The 17,746-nt window shown below is 58.5% G+C and carries 16 protein-coding genes and 1 pseudogene; 11 read left to right on the plus strand and 6 right to left on the minus strand.

Going from position 1 to position 17,746, the window contains the following annotated elements; genetic code table 11:
* A pseudogene (locus DW49_RS1000000132280) lies at positions 1-89 on the plus strand (IS5/IS1182 family transposase); the annotation flags it as partial.
* 14 nt (positions 90-103) lie between these two features.
* On the opposite strand, the gene DW49_RS0118320 reads toward DW49_RS1000000132280, so the two are convergent.
* Positions 104-3,940: a sensor domain-containing protein gene (locus DW49_RS0118320; RefSeq protein WP_024420393.1), complete on the minus strand. Its 3,837-nt coding sequence runs from the start codon at positions 3,938-3,940 to the stop codon at positions 104-106.
* A 381-nt stretch (positions 3,941-4,321) separates the two neighbouring features.
* Here DW49_RS0118320 and ettA point away from each other — a divergent pair, with 381 nt between their 5' ends.
* Complete coding sequence (gene ettA, locus DW49_RS0118325) at positions 4,322-5,986, plus strand: energy-dependent translational throttle protein EttA (RefSeq protein WP_005620563.1); 1,665 nt, start codon at positions 4,322-4,324, stop codon at positions 5,984-5,986.
* 52 nt (positions 5,987-6,038) lie between these two features.
* Here the strand turns inward: ettA and DW49_RS0118330 are convergent, their stop codons facing one another.
* Positions 6,039-6,536 carry a GreA/GreB family elongation factor gene (locus DW49_RS0118330; protein ID WP_005620562.1) on the minus strand — a complete coding sequence of 166 codons (498 nt, stop codon included), beginning with the start codon at positions 6,534-6,536 and terminating at the stop codon, positions 6,039-6,041.
* A gap of 75 nt (positions 6,537-6,611) precedes the next feature.
* Positions 6,612-6,965 (minus strand): hypothetical protein, encoded by a 354-nt coding sequence (locus tag DW49_RS0118335; protein WP_005736696.1) that lies wholly within the window; start codon positions 6,963-6,965, stop codon positions 6,612-6,614.
* A gap of 133 nt (positions 6,966-7,098) precedes the next feature.
* On the opposite strand from DW49_RS0118335, the gene DW49_RS01000000128550 reads away from it, so the two are divergent.
* The 4 genes from DW49_RS01000000128550 (at position 7,099) to DW49_RS1000000134065 (ending at position 9,906) form a co-directional block, all read left to right on the plus strand.
* Positions 7,099-7,374: an ADP-ribosyltransferase domain-containing protein gene (locus DW49_RS01000000128550; RefSeq protein WP_024420394.1), complete on the plus strand. Its 276-nt coding sequence runs from the start codon at positions 7,099-7,101 to the stop codon at positions 7,372-7,374.
* A 30-nt stretch (positions 7,375-7,404) separates the two neighbouring features.
* The gene (locus tag DW49_RS0118345; RefSeq protein ID WP_005620561.1) at positions 7,405-8,313 is read left to right on the plus strand and encodes an ADP-ribosyltransferase domain-containing protein; all 909 of its coding nucleotides are present in this window, start codon (positions 7,405-7,407) and stop codon (positions 8,311-8,313) included.
* A gap of 571 nt (positions 8,314-8,884) precedes the next feature.
* Positions 8,885-9,358 carry a CesT family type III secretion system chaperone gene (locus DW49_RS0118350; RefSeq protein ID WP_024420396.1) on the plus strand — a complete coding sequence of 158 codons (474 nt, stop codon included), beginning with the start codon at positions 8,885-8,887 and terminating at the stop codon, positions 9,356-9,358.
* 260 nt (positions 9,359-9,618) lie between these two features.
* Complete coding sequence (locus DW49_RS1000000134065) at positions 9,619-9,906, plus strand: hypothetical protein (RefSeq protein ID WP_003379723.1); 288 nt, start codon at positions 9,619-9,621, stop codon at positions 9,904-9,906.
* Here DW49_RS1000000134065 and DW49_RS0118355 read toward each other — a convergent pair.
* Together DW49_RS0118355 and DW49_RS0118360 are read right to left on the minus strand one after the other, a co-directional pair.
* Positions 9,845-11,698, minus strand: coding sequence for an Lnb N-terminal periplasmic domain-containing protein (locus DW49_RS0118355; RefSeq protein ID WP_005620556.1), 1,854 nt, complete (start codon positions 11,696-11,698; stop codon positions 9,845-9,847). The genes DW49_RS1000000134065 and DW49_RS0118355 overlap by 62 nt on opposite strands.
* A 62-nt stretch (positions 11,699-11,760) precedes the next feature.
* On the minus strand, positions 11,761-12,249 hold the full coding sequence (locus tag DW49_RS0118360; RefSeq protein ID WP_003379721.1) for a DUF3015 domain-containing protein: 489 nt from the start codon (positions 12,247-12,249) through the stop codon (positions 11,761-11,763).
* A gap of 276 nt (positions 12,250-12,525) precedes the next feature.
* On the opposite strand from DW49_RS0118360, the gene DW49_RS0118365 reads away from it, so the two are divergent.
* The 5 genes from DW49_RS0118365 (at position 12,526) to DW49_RS0118385 (ending at position 17,264) form a co-directional block, all read left to right on the plus strand.
* Complete coding sequence (locus tag DW49_RS0118365) at positions 12,526-14,958, plus strand: Lon protease family protein (protein WP_024421347.1); 2,433 nt, start codon at positions 12,526-12,528, stop codon at positions 14,956-14,958.
* A 174-nt stretch (positions 14,959-15,132) separates the two neighbouring features.
* Entirely contained in the window at positions 15,133-15,462 is a 330-nt protein-coding gene (locus DW49_RS0118370; RefSeq protein ID WP_032617243.1) for a PA4575 family protein, read from the plus strand.
* Positions 15,463-15,588: 126 nt separating this feature from the next.
* Positions 15,589-16,077: a TIGR00645 family protein gene (locus tag DW49_RS0118375; protein WP_005620544.1), complete on the plus strand. Its 489-nt coding sequence runs from the start codon at positions 15,589-15,591 to the stop codon at positions 16,075-16,077.
* A 107-nt stretch (positions 16,078-16,184) separates the two neighbouring features.
* On the plus strand, positions 16,185-16,493 hold the full coding sequence (locus tag DW49_RS0118380) for a DUF6482 family protein (protein WP_005620541.1): 309 nt from the start codon (positions 16,185-16,187) through the stop codon (positions 16,491-16,493).
* A gap of 153 nt (positions 16,494-16,646) precedes the next feature.
* A complete protein-coding gene (locus DW49_RS0118385) occupies positions 16,647-17,264 on the plus strand; it encodes a BamJ family beta-barrel-assembly machinery protein (protein ID WP_005620540.1) in 618 nt (205 codons plus the stop codon).
* A 79-nt stretch (positions 17,265-17,343) separates the two neighbouring features.
* Here DW49_RS0118385 and DW49_RS0118390 read toward each other — a convergent pair whose 3' ends face one another.
* Positions 17,344-17,586, minus strand: a complete 243-nt coding sequence (locus tag DW49_RS0118390) for a PA4570 family protein (RefSeq protein ID WP_002555214.1) — start codon at positions 17,584-17,586, stop codon at positions 17,344-17,346.
* Between the last annotated feature and the right edge of the window lie 160 nt (positions 17,587-17,746).

Consider the following 17,746-nt stretch of genomic DNA (forward strand, 5'->3'; position numbering starts at 1 on the left):
GGGCGGTGGCTTCTCGATTCGACAAACTCAAGAGAAACTATGAAAGCGTCATAGCAATGGCCTGCGCTTTTCTGTGGTTGCCAATGTGAAACGGGAACAGCCCCTAATCCAGCATGAACAGGGCATCGTTGCTGAATTGCGCTTCGAATTGGCTGGGTGGCATCGGGCGGCCGAAGAGGTAGCCCTGGACTTCGTCACAGCCGTGCTCGCGCAGGAATTCCAGTTGTTCGTGGGTTTCCACGCCCTCGGCGATGACCGAGAGGTTCAGGCTGTGGGCCATGGCGATGATGGCGCGGGCGATCTGGGCGTCCTGTTCGCCTGAGGGCAGGCCATCAACGAAGGTGCGGTCGATCTTCAGCACGTCGATCGGGAACTGTTTGAGGTAGTTCAGCGACGAGTAACCGGTGCCGAAGTCATCGACGGCGATGCTCAAGCCAAGGTTTTTCAGGCCGTCGAGGATCTGCATGGCCTCGTTGACCTCGCGCATCAGGATGCTTTCGGTCAGCTCGAGCTCAAGACAGGCAGGCGACAGACCTGTCTGCTCCAGTATGTGGGCGATGCGTTTACCCAACTGGCCGTCCGAGAATTGCCGCGCCGAGATGTTTACCGACACTTTAGGTACGCGAACTTTCGCCTGGTGCCAGTGCTTGAGCTGGCGACAGGCTTCGGTGAGCACCCAGTCGCCGACTTCCACCACCAGCCCGAGCTCTTCGAGCACCGGGATGAAGTCGTTCGGCGGCACCAGCCCGCGACGTGGATGGCGCCAGCGCAGCAGGGCCTCCGCGCCCGTCAGGCGTTTGCCGTCACCACTGAACTGCGGCTGGTAATAGAGGGTGAACTCCTGCTGTTCCAGGGCGTGACGCAGATCGCTCTCCAGCTCCAGACGCTCCAGCGCCGTGGCGTTCATGTCGGTCTGGTAGAACTGGAAGTTATTTTTGCCGCACTCTTTGGCGTGATACATCGCCGTGTCGGCGTTCTTCATCAACTTGCTCAGTTCGCTGCCGTCCTGCGGGCTGAGCGCGATGCCGATACTTGCGGTGACAAAGAACTCACGGCCTTCAAGCACAAACGGCGTTACCAGACTGGTCAGGATCCGCTCGGCCACGTGAATGGCGCGCGTCAGTGCCGCTTCGCGCGTGATGTCCGGTTGCAGCAACAGCGTGAATTCATCGCCGCCCATACGTGCCACGGTGTCGTCGGCCGATACACAGGCCAGCAGGCGCGTGGCCATTTCCTGCAGCATCCGGTCGCCGGCGGCATGGCCCAGAGAGTCATTGATCGGTTTGAAACGGTCCAGGTCGAGGAACATCAGCACCACCCAGGCCTGTTGACGCTCTGCCTGCTGCAACGCCGAATGCAGGCGATCCTGAAACAGTGTGCGGTTGGGCAGGTGCGTCAGCGCGTCGTAATAAGCCAGGCGGTGGATGCGGTCCTCGCTGGCCTTGCGCTCGCTGATGTCGCTGAAGAAGCATACATAACTGGCCAGGTCGCCTTCGTCATCGACCACTGCAGTGATGCCGACCCAGGCCGGATAGTGTTCGCCGTTGCGGCGCTTGAGCCTGATTTCACCTTCCCAGGTGCCTTGCCCGTTCAGCTGCCTGAGGATGTAGCGCAAGTGCGCTTCCTGTTCGCTTTCAACGGTGAGCATGCCCGGCAGTTGGTCGAGCACTTGAGCGACTTCGTAGCCGCTGACGCGCGTAAAGGCCTCGTTGGCTTGCACGATATAGCCTGCGGGGTCGGTAATGAGGATTGCCGAGGTGGAGTGCTCGAAAACCGTGGCAGCCATGCGCAGGTCTTTTTCGGCGCGGCGCTGCTGGCTGATGTCCCGGCCAACGCCGAAAATACCCTCGAAATTGCCGTGTTCATCCCATACCAGTACCACGCGCAGTTCCACGGGGATCTTGCGGCCGTCTGCACGCAGGCAGTCGAACAGAAACATCCGGGTGGTGACTTCGTCGCGCAACCGCGCCAGTTCCTGCGGCTTGTTGAGCACTTTGCTGATACGGCTGATGAGCGCATCAAAACCGGTCAGTTGCTGGGGGTTGGCAATGGCGGCAGACCAGCCGTTCCGGGTAATCCAGTCAGCGCTGTAGCCCAGTGCGCGCTCGACCGAGGGGCTGACGTAATTGACGGTCAGATGGGCGTCAGTGGAAAAGATTACGTCGCTGATGCTTTCGGCGAGCATACGGTAGCGCTGTTCGCTGTCGCGCAGCGACTGGCTGGACGCAACCTGCTCGGTGATGTCCTTGGCAATGCCGATGATACGCGTGACCAGGTGTTCTGTGTCCCAGGCCAGTGCCTGCTCGCGCACGTCGAAACAACGCCAGTTGTTCTCGTGATCGCGAAAGCGCAGCACGCATTGCAGCAACTCGTTGTGCCCGTGGTGGCGCTGGCGCAGGCGCATGTCCTGATAGCTCTTGGCATCTTCCGGGTGCAGCAGTATTTCCCAGAAGAACTCGCCCATCGCGTGCAGTTCGAACTTGTTGTAGCCCAGCGTATGGCCAAAATGGTGGTTGCTGTAGATCATGCGCTGGCTGAGCACGTCCTGCACATACAGGTGGTCCGGCACGGTGCGGATCACATCGGACCAGAAGCTTTCGCGGTCCAGCAGTGACAGCTCGGTCTGTTTGCGGCTGGTGATGTCGCCGATGCTGAGAATCACGGCATCGAAGTCGCTACGCGCCTCGGGCAGGCGCATGACCAGCCACAGATGCTGGTCCTGGCCACTTGCACGGGTCAGGCAGATTTCCAGTTCCAATCGTGTCTGCCTGGCAAGCACGGCATGAATCACCTGAATGCCAATGCCTGGGCGCGTGCGCGATTCGCCCTCGATCAACTGCTGCCAGGCCTGTTCGTTGCACTCGATTTCCAGCAGGCCAAGCGCAACTTCGTTGAGCTCGTTGATGCGCAGTTGCTGCAGCAGCCTTTTCAGCGAGGCAGGCTGGCTCTTGAGCAGACGATCAAACTCTTCGCCCGTGCTGACCTGAAGGGCGTCGAGCTGCTCCTGCAGGCCAGACATGTCCATCACGCAGATCGCCACGCCCGCGCCCTCGAAGATGTCCCGATAGCGGCGTCGACTTTGCAGCATCTGGCGCTGACGTCGGCGCAGGCTAATCAGTGCTATGAATGGCAGGATCGAGAGCAGCAGGCCGATCACACATTTGCCGATCAGTGGCGTGAGCAGTTCGCTGCGTGCCTTGTAGGTGTCGAACAGGCCGCGCAGCTGCCAGTCACTGTTGCTGAGCGGTTGCAGAAGAATGGTTTCGGACAGACCGCTGTCGGCCTCATTGGAGGGCAGCGGCTCGCGGAGGATGACCCGTTGCGTCTTGCGTTGCTCCAGACGCCACAAGTGCTGAAAGTCCTGAGCCGGCTGGCTGGCCAGGTCTTTCAGCGCGTCCGGTGCCATGCGCAGCGCCCAGTAGTCGCCGGTAATGCCGCCGCCCTGACGAATCAGCACGTAGAGCTGGTTGCCGTCGTCGGTACTGGTGTAGAAATAAGGGCGGCCCAGCGCCTGCCTCATGGCACGCCTGAGAAAATCACCGTCGCGGGGCACTTCGGTGCTGTCGCTGACGATGTCACCGGCCGGGTTCAGGCGAGCAACGCTGCGCAGCGCGGGCAGGGCAGTGCGCAGGCCTGCCAGCATGACGGGCTGCTCCAGGCGTTCCCCGGACGATTGCGCCTCGTCCAGCAGGTTCATGGCGATCTGCGCCTTGAGCGCCATGTTCAGGCTCATCCGGTCGGAAAGCTGGATGCTGTATTCCAGGCTGCGCTGACGCTGGCGTTCCTGCGTCTGGTTAAACTGCTCGATCAATTGCCAGAGCAACATGGCAAGCATCACCAGGACCAGCGCCGCCAGTACACCTTTCACTGACCCACGCAGAGGCCTTGTCGCACTGTCTGCAGCAACATGGGGTGACGGCAAAGGCGTTGAAGTGGGCAAATCGTTGTTCCCTGACTGCTGGACTGGAAGCCGTAATGCTTAGTGCAAAAATGCCCGTCGCTTAAAGGGCGGCTAGCATGCCTTTACTTGTGGCAGAGTGCCAGCCCCATTGGGCCGGATCGTTTGCCCTGCAGGCTGCATTCGGGTAGCTTTGCGCAACGCGCGGTATCTACCGACTCCTGCACGAGTGACTCCACTCTTTGCAATACCGACCAGGCTTTATAGTTGCCAGCACTGCCCGATCTGCTTCTACCTGGTTTTATTCAAGGCTCGGAACGGTCTCGCGGCAAGTCTTACGGACAAATAAAAGCTTTTTTCCGGCCGGAGCTTTAAGCTCGCGCTTCAAATCGGTCCTCATCACAGACGCTAGGTTTTCATTCCATGGCTCAATACGTCTACACCATGCATCGGCTGAGCAAAGTTGTGCCGCCGAAGCGTGAAATCCTGAAAAACATCTCTCTTTCTTTCTTCCCCGGCGCCAAGATCGGCGTGCTGGGCCTCAACGGTTCGGGTAAGTCGACGCTGTTGAAGATCATGGCCGGCGTCGATACCGAATTTGACGGCGAAGCGCGCCCGATGCCGGAACTGAACGTGGGTTATCTGCCGCAAGAGCCACAACTTGATCCGGAAAAGACGGTTCGTGAAGTGGTTGAAGAGGCGGTCAGCGTCATCAAGGACGCCCAGGCGCGTCTTGATCAGGTTTACGCTGAATATGCCGAGCCGGACGCTGATTTCGACAAGCTGGCTGCCGAGCAGGCCAAGCTTGAGTCGATCCTGCAAGCCAGCGACGGTCATAACCTGGAGCGTCAACTCGAAGTCGCTGCCGATGCGCTGCGTTTGCCTGCCTGGGATGCGAAGGTTTCGGTACTGTCCGGCGGTGAAAAGCGCCGTGTCGCGCTGTGCCGTCTGCTGTTGTCCGCCCCCGACATGCTGCTGCTCGACGAACCGACCAACCACCTGGACGCCGATTCCGTCGCCTGGCTGGAGCATTTCCTGCACGACTTCCCGGGTACCGTGGTCGCGATCACGCACGACCGTTACTTCCTGGACAACGTGGCGGGCTGGATTCTGGAACTCGACCGCGGCGCGGGCATTCCTTACGAAGGCAACTATTCTGGCTGGCTGGAAGCAAAATCTGACCGTCTGGCTCAGGAATCCAAGCAGCAGACAGCCCATGAAAAGGCCATGAAAGACGAGCTGGAATGGGTCCGCAAGGGCGCCAAGGCACGTCAGTCCAAATCCAAGGCGCGTCTGCAACGCTTTGAAGAAATGCAGTCGCAGGAATTTCAGAAGCGCAGCGAGACCAACGAGATCTACATCCCGGCCGGTCCGCGTCTGGGCGACAAGGTCATCGAGTTCAAGAACGTCACCAAGGGTTACGGCGACCGTGTGTTGATCGACAACCTGTCGTTCTCCATGCCCAAAGGCGCCATCGTTGGCGTGATCGGCGGTAACGGTGCCGGTAAATCGACCCTGTTCCGCATGCTGATGGGCAAGGAGCAACCGGATTCGGGCAGCATCGAAGTTGGCGAAACCGTGCAACTGGCCTGTGTCGACCAGAGCCGTGATGACCTGGACGGCAGCAAGTCGGTGTTCCAGGCGGTTTCCGATGGCTCAGACGTGATCCGTATCGGCAACTACGAAATCCCGTCGCGTACCTACGTGGGCCGCTTCAACTTCAAGGGCGGCGATCAGCAGAAGTTCGTCAAAGACCTGTCCGGTGGTGAGCGCGGTCGTCTGCACCTGGCGTTGACCCTGAAAGAGGGCGGCAACGTGCTGCTGCTCGACGAACCGTCCAACGACCTTGACGTCGAAACCCTGCGTTCGCTGGAGGAAGCACTGCTGGACTTCCCGGGCGCCGCCATTGTGATCTCCCACGATCGGTGGTTCCTTGACCGCGTGGCCACGCACATTCTGGCGTACGAAGACGATTCGCAAGCAATCTTCTTCGAGGGCAACTACACCGAGTATGAAGCGGATCGCAAGAAGCGTCTGGGCGAAGCTGCTGCCCAGCCGCACCGCGTACGTCACAAAAAACTGGCCTGATCAGCCCCGGCAGCGCTGTTCCCGTTCGGGAGCGGCGCTGCCGTTGTCGGCCTTAGTGATCGGGTTCGATCAGCAGCACTTCAATCGTCTGATCCCCTGCCGGGCGCTTCCACATCACCTCATCGCCTTTCTGCGCGCCGAGCAGTGCGCTGCCCAGCGGTGATCCCCAATTGATCAGCCCTCGGGTTGCATCGGCCTGATCTTCCCCGACCAACTGCACACGCTGATGGTTGTCTTCTTCGTCTGTGAACGTGATCCAGCCGCCAATCTGCACCTTTTCGGTGGACAGAGCAGGCGCTACCACCTGCGCGCTTTGCAGGCGTTGGGTGAAGTAGCGCAGGTCGCGCTCCAGGTCGGCGAGGCGTTGTTTGTCGGTGGCCTCGCCCAGCGCATTTTGCGCGCTGTGCTGTGCCTGCAGGCTGCTGACGTGTTCTTTCAGTAACGTCAGGCCGTGCGCCGTGACGTAATTGGTCTGTGCGCTGACCAGCCGCTCTACCGGTTGTTCGGCATCGGCGGCAGCGTTGTCTTCGTTTACGAATGCGCGACTCATGAAATGTCCTCCCTAATCAGGGTTGGGCCGCACGAGAAGGGCATTGGTTTCGTCAATCTTGCAGTGTGCCGACCGTCAGTTCGGACGATAAGCCTTGGCCGCGCTGCGGGTCTTTTCCCGTTCCCAGGCCCGGTCGCGATCATTGAAGACCTGGCCGGGGTCGAGGCGGTCACGGTTGTCCTGCGCCGCCTGGCACTGACGGAAGCCGTCGGTCCAGCCTTCGGCGTACAACTTGTCCTTCAAATAGCGGGGTACGTTCTTCTTGAATTGGCCAGTGCTGGCACCTGCGGCGTCCCGGCCACTGCCGCAGCCGTCCTGATAACCCTCGGCAAACCCCGGTGGATAACCCTCGGCCAGCATCTGGTCACGGGTGGACTGACAACCCGCCAGCACGAGGGCCAGCGACAACAACAGCCAATACTGCTTCATGGTGGTTTCCTCTTATAAAAAGAGTCTAGAAGCAAATGTGTTGGTTATTTGTAAAAGCGGCGTAGGGAATGTGTGATATCACGATAGTGGCTTTTTTCTGCCGTCGAATGCCACGGTAGCTTGAAGCTTTGATTTGGAACCGGACGAGGCTTTTTACCACTCTTTCACAACGCTGAGCTTCAAGAACGACAAGGCTCAGGACGTGGCGTCTCTTTACCAGAAAAGCCCTTTCCTTGAAATCGAAAGCCGTTCTGCATTGCGTATCAAGGCGCTTTCTATGTCACGTGATGAACAAGAGGGATTGTTCCCTCTGAGCACATCTTTCCGGGTCACCGGCAAAGCAAAAGCTGACTCTGGTCGCTGGCACATAAATTTGCAGGAAATCGAGAAGACTCGTTCTTCATCTTGATCTCGTTATCGTCCGTCACAGGAAACACCGATGAATATCAACCCTTCCCAAGGCACCTATGGCAGTGCCTACTCGTCGTCCCAAAATGATACATCGAAGGCCACTGGAAAAGCCCCTGCGCCCTCTTTGCTCAAACAGTTGGGCAGCTGTTTCTCGCCATGCCTTGGTTCTCAAGCCTCAAGCAGCCAACACCTGTCCGCCAGTCATGCGCAAACGCTCAGTCAGAATTACTCCAGCAACATTCCAGAGGGGACGAGCCGCACACGCCAGCCGAGAGCGCCCTCGCCACGCCTGTCAGATACGCCCATGAAGCAGGCGCTTTCCTCAATGATCGGACGCGAGCGTTTGCGGCTTCAAGGTCTTTCGGGAGGAATGTTCTCGGGCATTGACTCCGCCGATGCCATGATTGGTCGAGCGCTCACGAAGAAGGATTCAAACCCAAAGGCTGCGCGTTTTAGTGATGATGAGTTTCTCGCCATTCACCTCTACACAACTTGCCTCTACAGACCTATCAATCATCATCTTCGGTATCAACACCAGGATGATGTACCTCCGATTGTGGAGGCCCTGAAGAGTGGTCTCGCCAAGCTTGCCCGCGATCCCGACTATCAAGTAGCTGCCCCGCTTCACCGAGGCATCGAAAAAACCATGTCTGATGAAGAGGTCATGAAGCGTTTCAATTCCGGTAGGCCGTACCGTGATGAAGCGTTCATGAGTACATCGACCGATTCCGTCATTGCGAACAGTTTGACCTCAAGCGTGGCACTGCACCTTCAATCAACCTCTGCGGTCAATGTGAGCCCGTTCGCCATAAATGCCCACGAGAAAGAGGCGATTATCCCGCCTCAAACCCCTTTCGAGGTCGTGGGGCTCAAGAAAATGCACAGTACTTGGCATGTGGATTTGAAAGAAGTTCAGGACAACGCTGACGGGAGTTAGACGCAATGAGAGCTGTGGCTGGTGTTTTACCGCCGCCCGTGCATGAACGGGTGTTGGGTCACCCTGCACGGGTTGGAAGTCCTAAAACAAAAGCTTCTGGATTGCAGCTTAACAGTCGCATTGAAAGGTGGTTATTGAACATATCTCAGGTCATCCAGCAGCAAAAATCACGATGCAGTCATTGGTCGGTACATTGACCCATACCTTCGTCATGGCTCATGGGGAAATCAAGGGCTGGGCGGAGATCGTCCAGTCACCTTCGCGTCCGCACGACAGTAACCGGAAAGGCAGCGGCGTTTTGAGTGCGTGCATCGATCTGATGGCGTGTGTGGGGTGGAATGCTGCACTGACTCGGGCGACCGCTGATCCAGCGACAACAACAGCCAATAAAGTGTCATGGTGATTGCCTCTACTGATGAGCGGAATCTAGAAGCTTATAGGTGAGTTATTTGTAAAAAACGACGCGGGGAAAAGGTGATATCACAATAATAGCGTTATTAGTTTAGTTGCCCGGAACCCCTGCGCGTCCAGCGCCACTCAGTGACAGGACTCACTGCAAGGTACTTATGCCATGATCGCGTTCGCAACCGGACTGCTAGAACACAGCCTGAAACGGCTTGGATACGACGCCGCAGATTTGCACTCTCTTCGGGATGAAGGGTTTTTGCTGTGGCACGGAAACAACGGTCACACCAGCCTGTTGGTGCCCGCTGCTGGCGGGGATGCGCTTTTTGTCATCAGCACCCTGAGCTACATCGACCCTGAACAGGACGGGCGGCTGCTGGCGCTTGCGCTGCATTTGAACTTGTCGCCAGCCCACACCCTGGGCGCCAGTATCGCGCTGGATATCGAGCAAAATACCTTGTGCCTGCGTTACACGCACGACCTCACCGGGCACGGCACAGACAGTTTGTCCCGCGCGCTTGAAAGCACCCAGGCACTTGCCGAGCAGATCAAGCAGGTCATCGAAACCTTCCGAAGTGAATTCGGACGCCCGCCAATGCCCGCCCACACAGCCCGACGGCCAGATGCCGTGGCGCTTTAGCCGGAGAGGTCCTCGTGAAAAAGTCTGGCGCTGGAACTCAAGCCTACGCGTTGTTCGCCTCTGCGACGGGAAGCTCGTCGAAGGGCGTTTTAAGTACCCTTGCCAGGCATCTGACGGGATGTTTTGCGCCCAACAAGGCTGCCCTTTATTCAGCAACGGCCGTTGCGTATGAAACATCACCGGTCGGTTATTCTGTCGCGGCGAGTGTGAATGCGTTGTCGGTTGATCACCGTCAGCCGGCGCTGACACGGCTCAATAATGTGCTGTTCAATCAGGCACTGGCGCTGGACCTGGAGCGTTTTGACGAGGTCGTGCCAGCAGAGGAAATGTTTCGGCCTTCGCTGAAACGCAAGGGAGCCCATCCCCGATTGGTCGACTCACTGGATGGCGAGCATCTGACTGTGCAAACCATGGAGAAGGGCCTTAAACGGCTGGCAGAGGATCCTGCGCAGTCCTTTGCGCGATGCCATTGCGTTTTTTACCCGATCAGTAGTGATACCACTTCACCTCAAGCATCACTTCGTTCTGTGGCGAGCTCATCTGGCTGAATTCGCGTTGGGCGCTCAGGCGCAGGCCCAGGTTGCGCGACAGCTCCCATTGCTGATTGAGGCTGACGCTGCGACGTACTTCGCCGTTGATGAAGTAGTCGCCCTTGGCTTCCAGGCTCAGGTTGCCCAGCGGGTTGCGCCACAGCACGCCGGTGTTGAAGCCGGCGGCGGGGGAGATGAACTCGGCAAAATCGTTGTTGTGCTCGACACGCACTGTGCCCAGCGCAAAGCCCAGCACTTCGTCACCCAGTTGCCAGGTGCCGCCACCGCCACCGTTCACATGGCTGACGAGGTTTTCGTCGCCATGCTTGCCTAACACACGCTCCAGCCCGCCAGTGACTTGCCATGACCAGGGTTTGAGCAGTTCGGTGCGCGGTGTCAGGGAGCGGATGGTGGCAAGATCCAGTTGCTGCACTTGCCAGTCGTTGCCTTCGTATTGGCGCACCTTGAGCTGCAGAATCTCGATCTGCGCGCCCAGCGGGAAGCCATAGGCGTTGTCGTTCAGGTCGTGATAGGCCATGCGCAGGCCGTATTCGGCAAAAGCCTTGTCGCCACGGGTGCCCGCGCCCAACTGCCAGGTGCGTGACTCATGGCCTTCTTCAGGCAGGCCGGGGCGCGGAATATCCAGTTGTGGCGGCGGGTTCTGATTGATGGACTGCAACAGCTCGAAGCTGCGTTGCGAGCGTTGCGTGTCGCGTTCAAGGCCGTTGGCGCGATAACGTTCAAGGCGATAGGCCGCATCCTGAATCAGCGCGCGGCGCTCTTTGGGCTGGGCCAGATACAGGCTGTCCTGCAATTGCTTCTGATCGGCGCTGACGTTCAATACCCACTGTTGCTCGTCGGCATCGAGGGGGGCGGCACGGCTGAGCAATTCACGCTCGCGGGACGGGCGATAGTCGATCTTCTCCACCAGCCCTGCGGCCTTGATGGCCTTGACGGTGTCGGTGGGGATTGCGGTCAGGCCGAACTGCTCGGTCAGGTGCAGCCCCGGTCGGGCGACCTGCAACAATTCCAGCAGGCGATAGGAGCAGTTTTCATCGAAGAAAAAGTAGCTGAAACGGATCTGTTTCAATTCCCAGACGTGCTCGACCATGCGCCCGGTTTCTTCTGCGGTCAGGTTCAGCCGGTATTCCCACAGGTCACGGTTTTCCAGGCTGCGGTATTCCGAAAGCTTTTCCTGATAGGGCACCAGGGCAAACAGCCCCGGATAGCCGCCCGCCAGGCCTTTCCAGGCGTACAGAATGCTGTTGTCCATGCCTTCGATGTAGGCACCGAAGTTGATCGCATAGCTCAAGAGCGTGGTGTTGTTGGTTTTCGCGCTGGCCGGGTCGATGCGCAACAGCGTATGGCCAAACATCGAGGACGGGCTGTTGAGGTAGGCCGCCGGGAAAATCAGCACAGTGCTGTCCGGGGCCACATCCTTGTACCAGGCCTTGAATTCCTTGCAGTCCGGGGTTGGCAGGTCAGTCAGGTGCAACTGGTCGCGCAGCCAGCGGGTACGTGCCGGGTACACGCACTGGGCGTGGGTCTGTTCGTTGGTCACGGGGGCGTAAATCGCCTCCAGCGTGGCGCTCAGCTCTGCCTTGGGGTCATGGGCACCGTCGGCGGCGAGAAAGAATTTGGGGTCTGTGACATAGCTGCGCCAACCACCCAGCTTGCCGGCTTCGTAGTGACCCAGTGAAATCCAGAATGGCTCGTTGGCCATTTGCTGCAAACGGTCTGCGGTGGCATGAGGCGCGGCAGACAAGGGGGCACAGACAAACAGCGCCAGCGTTACAAGACGTTTGAGCATAGAGGGCAACTAGTCAAGAAAGAGAGTCCCGCCCTTCGCGAAGAAAGGGCGGGCGAACGACTTTAAGCCTGAGTAGCGTACTTGGCCAGAGTCGGATCGTTTTTCAGAACGTTGACGGTGTTGGTGTGAACGTCTTCAGCAGTGGCGTCGGCCTTGCTGAAAATCTGCGAGAAGTGTTCATGAGTGACGGCCGCGAAGTGCTCGCGATCCTCTGGCGCAACGCCCAGTACCACGGCGTAGGTAGTCAGTGCTTCGCCCTGACCCATTGCCATGTCCTTGGAGAGTTCATCCATCATGCCGTTCATGGCAAGCCAGGATTTACCGCCGTAGGTCAGTGCGCTGTTGGTCGAGCAGCCGTTGGTGCCGGAGGTCATGCCGAAGGTGGCGTTACCCGAAGTGCCGTTAGTGGTTGATGCAAGGAAGTGAGCTGGAGTACCGCGCTGGCCTTCAAACAGCATGTTGCCCCAACCGCAGTCAGGACCGCCTGGAGCTTGAGCCATAGCGTTGATGGATACAGCGGCGAAGAGCGTTCCAAGAAGAATCCGTTTCATAGCTTTTTCTCTTTTTAGTTCAGCCAAGGGTCGAGTTTCTTGAGTAATCACATCAAGACAGGCGGCCAACCAGCAACCACCTGCGCAATTTGGAGCGTAGGCGGGTTCCAAGGGTTCCGCGATCTATTGCAGATTATTGCCGGAAGAAGATTTTTTTTCGCACAACGGTGATGGCTTTGCATCCGCGAGCGCCTTTCGGGGCTTTCCTGCCTTGCAAGTCGCGTGCGGCGAGCGCCAGAATGCCGACATCTGCCCCGCCTGATGTAAGGATTACTGATGCCCGATTCTGTCGCAGCCAACCTACGCCTGGCGCCACACGCGCTGACCCGTCCGTTTTCCGCTGAGCAGTTCAGCTTTGCGACCACCCACGAGCTTGAACCCTTTCGCGGTGTACTTGGCCAGGAGCGTGCCTTAGAAGCCCTGCAGTTCGGCGTTGCCATGCCGCGCCCCGGTTACAACGTGTTTGTCATGGGCGAGCCCGGCACTGGCCGCTTCTCGTTCGTCAAACGCTACCTCAAGGCCGAAGGCAAGCGCATGCAGGCGCCTTCGGACTGGGTTTACGTCAATAACTTCGACGAGCCCCGTGAGCCCAAAGCCCTGGAATTGCCGCCGGGCACCGCCCATGAGTTCATGGCCGATATCGGCGGCCTGATCGACAACCTGCTGGTGACCTTTCCGGCAGTGTTCGAGCACCCGTCCTATCAGCAAAAGAAAAGCTCCATCGACCGCGCGTTCAATCAGCGTTACGACCGCGCACTCGATGTGATCGAGCGCCTGTCGCTGGAAAAGGACATTGCGCTGTATCGCGACAATTCCAACATCGCGTTCACACCGATGGCCGATGGCAAGGCGCTGGACGAAGCCGAGTTCTCACAGTTGCCCGAGGCCGACCGTGATCGTTTTCACGAAGATATTTCCTTCCTTGGGGAACGTCTCAATGAAGAACTGGCCAGCCTGCCGCAGTGGAAACGCGAGTCCAATAACCAGTTGCGTCAGCTTAACGAAGAAACCATTACCCTGACCTTGCAGCCATTGCTGGCGCCGCTTTCGGAAAAATATGCCGAAAACGCCGCCGTTTGTGCGTACCTGCAGGCGATGCAGGTGTACTTGCTCAAGACGCTGGTTGAGCAACTGGTCGACGACGCCAAGACCGATGCCCAGGCGCGCAAGTTGCTGGAAGAGCAGTACAGCCCGAGCCTGGTGGTCGGAAACACCCGTGACGGCGGCGCGCCGGTGGTTTTCGAGCAGCATCCCACATACGACAACCTGTTCGGGCGCATTGAATACAGCACCGATCAGGGCGCGCTATACACCACCTACCGCCAGTTGCGCCCCGGCGCGCTGCACCGTGCCAATGGCGGCTTCCTGATTCTGGAAGCGGAAAAGATGCTCAGCGAGCCGTTTGTCTGGGACGCGCTCAAGCGCACCCTGCAATCGCGCAAGCTGAAAATGGAATCGCCGCTGGGCGAACTGGGCCGCGTGGCAACCGTGACGCTGACGCCGCAGGTGATCCCGTGGAACGTCAAGATCATCATTGGCTCCCGTTCGCTGTATTACACCCTGCAAGACCTCGATCCTGACTTTCAGGAGATGTTTCGGGTGCTGGTCGATTTCGACGAAGAAATCCCGATGGTCGACGAGACGCTGGAGCAGTTCGCGCAGTTGCTGAAAACCCGCACCTCGGAGGAGGGCATGGCGCCTCTGACCGCCGACGCGGTGGCACGACTGGCGACCTACAGCGCCCGACTGGCCGAGCATCAGGGCCGTTTGTCGGCGCGCATCGGGGACCTGTTTCAACTGGTCAGCGAGGCAGACTTCATCCGCCAACTGGCCAATGATGACAAGACCGACGCGGGGCACATCGAACGTGCGCTCAAGGCCAAGGCCACGCGTACCGGGCGGGTTTCTGCGCGGATTCTCGATGACATGATGGCGGGTGTGATCCTCATCGATACCGACGGCGCGGCGGTCGGCAAGTGCAACGGCCTGACGGTTCTGGAGGTTGGCGATTCGGCGTTTGGTGTGCCGGCGCGTATTTCCGCTACGGTCTATCCGGGTGGCAGCGGCATTGTCGACATTGAGCGCGAAGTCAATCTGGGCCAACCGATCCACTCCAAAGGCGTGATGATCCTCACCGGTTACCTGGGTAGCCGTTACGCACAGGAATTTCCGCTGGCGATCTCCGCCAGTATCGCGCTTGAACAGTCCTACGGTTACGTGGACGGCGACAGTGCGTCGCTGGGCGAGGCCTGCACGCTGATCTCGGCGCTGTCGCGCACGCCGCTCAAGCAGTGTTTTGCGATTACCGGCTCCATCAACCAGTTCGGTGAAGTGCAGGCGGTGGGCGGGGTCAACGAGAAGATCGAAGGCTTCTTCCGTCTCTGCGAAGCGCGTGGCCTGACCGGCGAGCAGGGCGCAATCATCCCGCACGCCAACGTCACCACCCTGATGCTTGATGAGCGTGTGGTTCAGGCCGTGCGTGACGGGCAGTTCCACATTTACGCTGTACGCCAGGCTGACGAGGCCTTGAGCCTGCTGGTTGGCGAGCCCGCCGGTGCGCCTGACGAGAACGGTGAGTTTCCGGAAGGCAGCGTCAATGCGCGGGTGGTGGAGCGCCTGCGCGATATCGCAGAAATGCTCAGCGACGAAGACCTCAAGGAAGAGCTGGAAAAAGAGCCTGCGCAACTGCAACCCGAGCTGAAAATCTGATAACGGTGCTCATTGAACCGGGCGGTGCTGACGCCGCCCGGTGTTCCGTTTATCAGGGAGGTTTCGCGTAGAGCGGGTTTTCTTCTAGTCTTGATCATGACCGCAGCAGCCAGAGGGTTGGCGTGCATTCTGCTTATGAGAAGGATGAGCACTGTCGCTGATCAGGAACGCATCATGCAGCGTAGCCTTTGCCTTACCCGGGAATGTATGGGGCTGATGACCCGCATCGAATGTGTCATCCGGCCTCTTCCCCATGACAATGGGCAATGGGTGGTGCTGTTTGCGGCTGGCATGGCTGAAGAGCAGCCTTCGGCAATCAAGTCTCAAGGGCCTTTCAATGGCATGCCCGAGGCGCAGTCGGTGCTGACCAGCATCCTCGAAAACCTTTCGTTGCACGGCTACCGATGCCTCGACGATGTGCCGATCTGGTCACTGCATCTGCAGGCCGAGCTGAGGCGAATCGGCAGTGACGGGGCGGTGCGCCAGCGCTCATCACTCTTTTAATCCCTCGATACCCAGTGCCTCTACGGTGCCTTGTGCGCCCGTCGTGCGATATTTTGTCGCAGCTCCAGAGCAGCGCGTTACCGCTGATATACTCGCCCGTCCTTCCAAAACACCTTGCGAGTATCAATGGAACGTTTTTTTGAGAATGCCATGTACGCATCGCGCTGGCTGCTTGCGCCGATCTATTTCGGTCTTTCCCTGGGCCTGCTGGCCTTGTGTCTCAAGTTCTTCCAGGAAATCTTTCACGTCATCCCCAATATCTTTTCCCTGGCAGAAGCCGATCTGATTCTGGTGCTGCTGTCGTTGATCGACATGGCGCTGGTGGGCGGCCTGTTGGTGATGGTGATGATTTCCGGTTATGAGAACTTCGTGTCGCAACTGGACATTGATGATGACAAGGAAAAGCTCAACTGGCTGGGTACCATGGACTCGTCTTCGCTGAAGATGAAGGTTGCGGCTTCCATTGTGGCGATTTCCTCTATCCACTTGCTGCGGGTGTTCATGGATGCCACCAACATCAAGCCTGAATACCTGATGTGGTACGTGATCATCCACATGACCTTCGTGATCTCCGCGTTTGCAATGGGCTATCTGGACAAGCTGACCAAGCGCTGATCCTGTGAAGGATAAAAGGGGCGGATGGTTTCGTTTCTGGCGTGTCGGCGCAGTGTGTTGTAAAACGTCCGTTCCGATGCATTAGACGTTGCGCAGGAGGTTCGACCATGAATTACCAGGAGTTTACCGACCACGCCCAGGCCGGTCGGGTCGACGAGCTGAACCTGATCTCCATCGAAGGCGGTATCTATCTGCTCGATGTGCGCATGAGCGGCACTTCGGTGATGCTCAAGGATACGGCCGGCAAGACTTTGCACCTTCGTTCGGTCGAGCATGCCCGTGAATTGCTGAAGAATGTGCCGGTGGTGCCGTTTTATCTGGTGCATTGCGTGGTGCACGATGAGCTGTGCGGCATGCCGGTCAACGACCGCTCCGAGATGCGCATGCCGATTTCCTTTCATTCGTCGTGGTCCTGACCGCCAAGGGGCGATGGCTGCTGCGATAGGGCGTGCTGGCTCAATTGTGCTAGGCTGCTCGCCCTTTTGGTTCGGGGCGCATCAGGGTAAAGCGTGATGACCGTTCAGGTTTTACGAAATTATCGACTGCGTGCCCCTCTGCGGAGCAGTGTCATGTCCGAAGTCAATCTGTCCACCGACGAAACTCGCGTCAGCTACGGCATCGGCCGTCAGTTGGGCGACCAGTTGCGCGACAACCCGCCACCGGGCGTCGATCTGGAAGCCATTGTTGCAGGCTTGCGCGATGCGTTTGGCGGTCAGCCAAGCCGTGTGGGTCAGGAAGAAATGTCCGCCAGCTTCAAGGTCATCCGTGAAATCATGCAGGCCGAAGCAGCCGCCAAGGCCGAACAGGCTGCAGGCGCCGGCAAGGCTTACCTGGCTGAAAATGCCAAGCGCGAAGGCGTGACCACGCTGGTTTCCGGCCTTCAATTTGAAGCGCTGACTTCCGGTGATGGCGCCAAGCCAACCCGTGAAGACCAGGTACGCGTTCACTACCACGGCACGCTGATCGACGGCACTGTCTTCGACAGCTCTTACGATCGTGGCGAACCTGCCGAGTTTCCGGTCAGCGGCGTGATCGCGGGCTGGACCGAAGCACTGCAGTTGATGAACGCCGGCAGCAAATGGCGTCTGCACGTGCCGAGCGAGCTGGCGTACGGCGCTCAGGGCGTCGGCAGCATCGCACCGCACAGCGTGCTGGTGTTCGATGTGGAACTGCTGGACGTTCTGTAATCGACCCGTTCGATACAGAAAATCGCTGAACGAATCGCGCTGACTCGTTCAGCGGCGGGGTTGTGCTGATGCTTCATGCTCAGTGCAACTCACCCATCGGGCGCAACGCCCGCGCATAGCAGAACAGAAACAGGTTTCTCACCAGCTCCTTGAGCACCAGCGGCTCGCTCGAACTCAGGCTGCACACGTCCAGATCACCCTGATCGCGCAACTCCTCAAGCGCCTCTTCCTCCAGAACCGCACACACTTCCCCCGTCTCGCGATGAAGAATTCTCAGGTAAGGGTGTGGTCGGTCCAGCCATGCATCGATCAAATAAGTCATGTCTCATCTCCTGTTCAAGTAAGATGAGAATAATTCTTATCGGTATAATAGCAAGGCACTATTGAGATTAATTCTCATTTTGCGCTGAGTGGTTGATTCAGGTCAGTGAATGTTCCGGGAGGATTGGACGCAGAGCGTCCAGAACGGCATGCGACGCGGA

The organism is Pseudomonas avellanae BPIC 631, from assembly GCF_000444135.1.
Classification (GTDB): Bacteria; Pseudomonadota; Gammaproteobacteria; order Pseudomonadales; family Pseudomonadaceae; genus Aquipseudomonas; species Aquipseudomonas avellanae.

Excerpts from the sequence above, each read along its gene's own strand:
- DW49_RS0118390 (WP_002555214.1), bottom strand. The coding sequence starts at position 17,586 with ATGACTTATTTGATCGATGCATGGCTGGACCGACCACACCCTTACCTG.
- DW49_RS0118370 (WP_032617243.1), top strand. The coding sequence starts at position 15,133 with ATGCAGCGTAGCCTTTGCCTTACCCGGGAATGTATGGGGCTGATGACC.
- DW49_RS0118380 (WP_005620541.1), top strand. The coding sequence starts at position 16,185 with ATGAATTACCAGGAGTTTACCGACCACGCCCAGGCCGGTCGGGTCGAC.
- DW49_RS0118345 (WP_005620561.1), top strand. The coding sequence starts at position 7,405 with ATGAATATCAACCCTTCCCAAGGCACCTATGGCAGTGCCTACTCGTCG.
- DW49_RS0118330 (WP_005620562.1), bottom strand. The coding sequence starts at position 6,536 with ATGAGTCGCGCATTCGTAAACGAAGACAACGCTGCCGCCGATGCCGAA.
- DW49_RS0118360 (WP_003379721.1), bottom strand. The coding sequence starts at position 12,249 with ATGAAACGGATTCTTCTTGGAACGCTCTTCGCCGCTGTATCCATCAAC.
- DW49_RS0118385 (WP_005620540.1), top strand. The coding sequence starts at position 16,647 with ATGTCCGAAGTCAATCTGTCCACCGACGAAACTCGCGTCAGCTACGGC.
- DW49_RS0118375 (WP_005620544.1), top strand. The coding sequence starts at position 15,589 with ATGGAACGTTTTTTTGAGAATGCCATGTACGCATCGCGCTGGCTGCTT.
- DW49_RS0118350 (WP_024420396.1), top strand. The coding sequence starts at position 8,885 with ATGATCGCGTTCGCAACCGGACTGCTAGAACACAGCCTGAAACGGCTT.
- DW49_RS0118335 (WP_005736696.1), bottom strand. The coding sequence starts at position 6,965 with ATGAAGCAGTATTGGCTGTTGTTGTCGCTGGCCCTCGTGCTGGCGGGT.
- DW49_RS0118355 (WP_005620556.1), bottom strand. The coding sequence starts at position 11,698 with ATGCTCAAACGTCTTGTAACGCTGGCGCTGTTTGTCTGTGCCCCCTTG.
- ettA (WP_005620563.1), top strand. The coding sequence starts at position 4,322 with ATGGCTCAATACGTCTACACCATGCATCGGCTGAGCAAAGTTGTGCCG.
- DW49_RS0118365 (WP_024421347.1), top strand. The coding sequence starts at position 12,526 with ATGCCCGATTCTGTCGCAGCCAACCTACGCCTGGCGCCACACGCGCTG.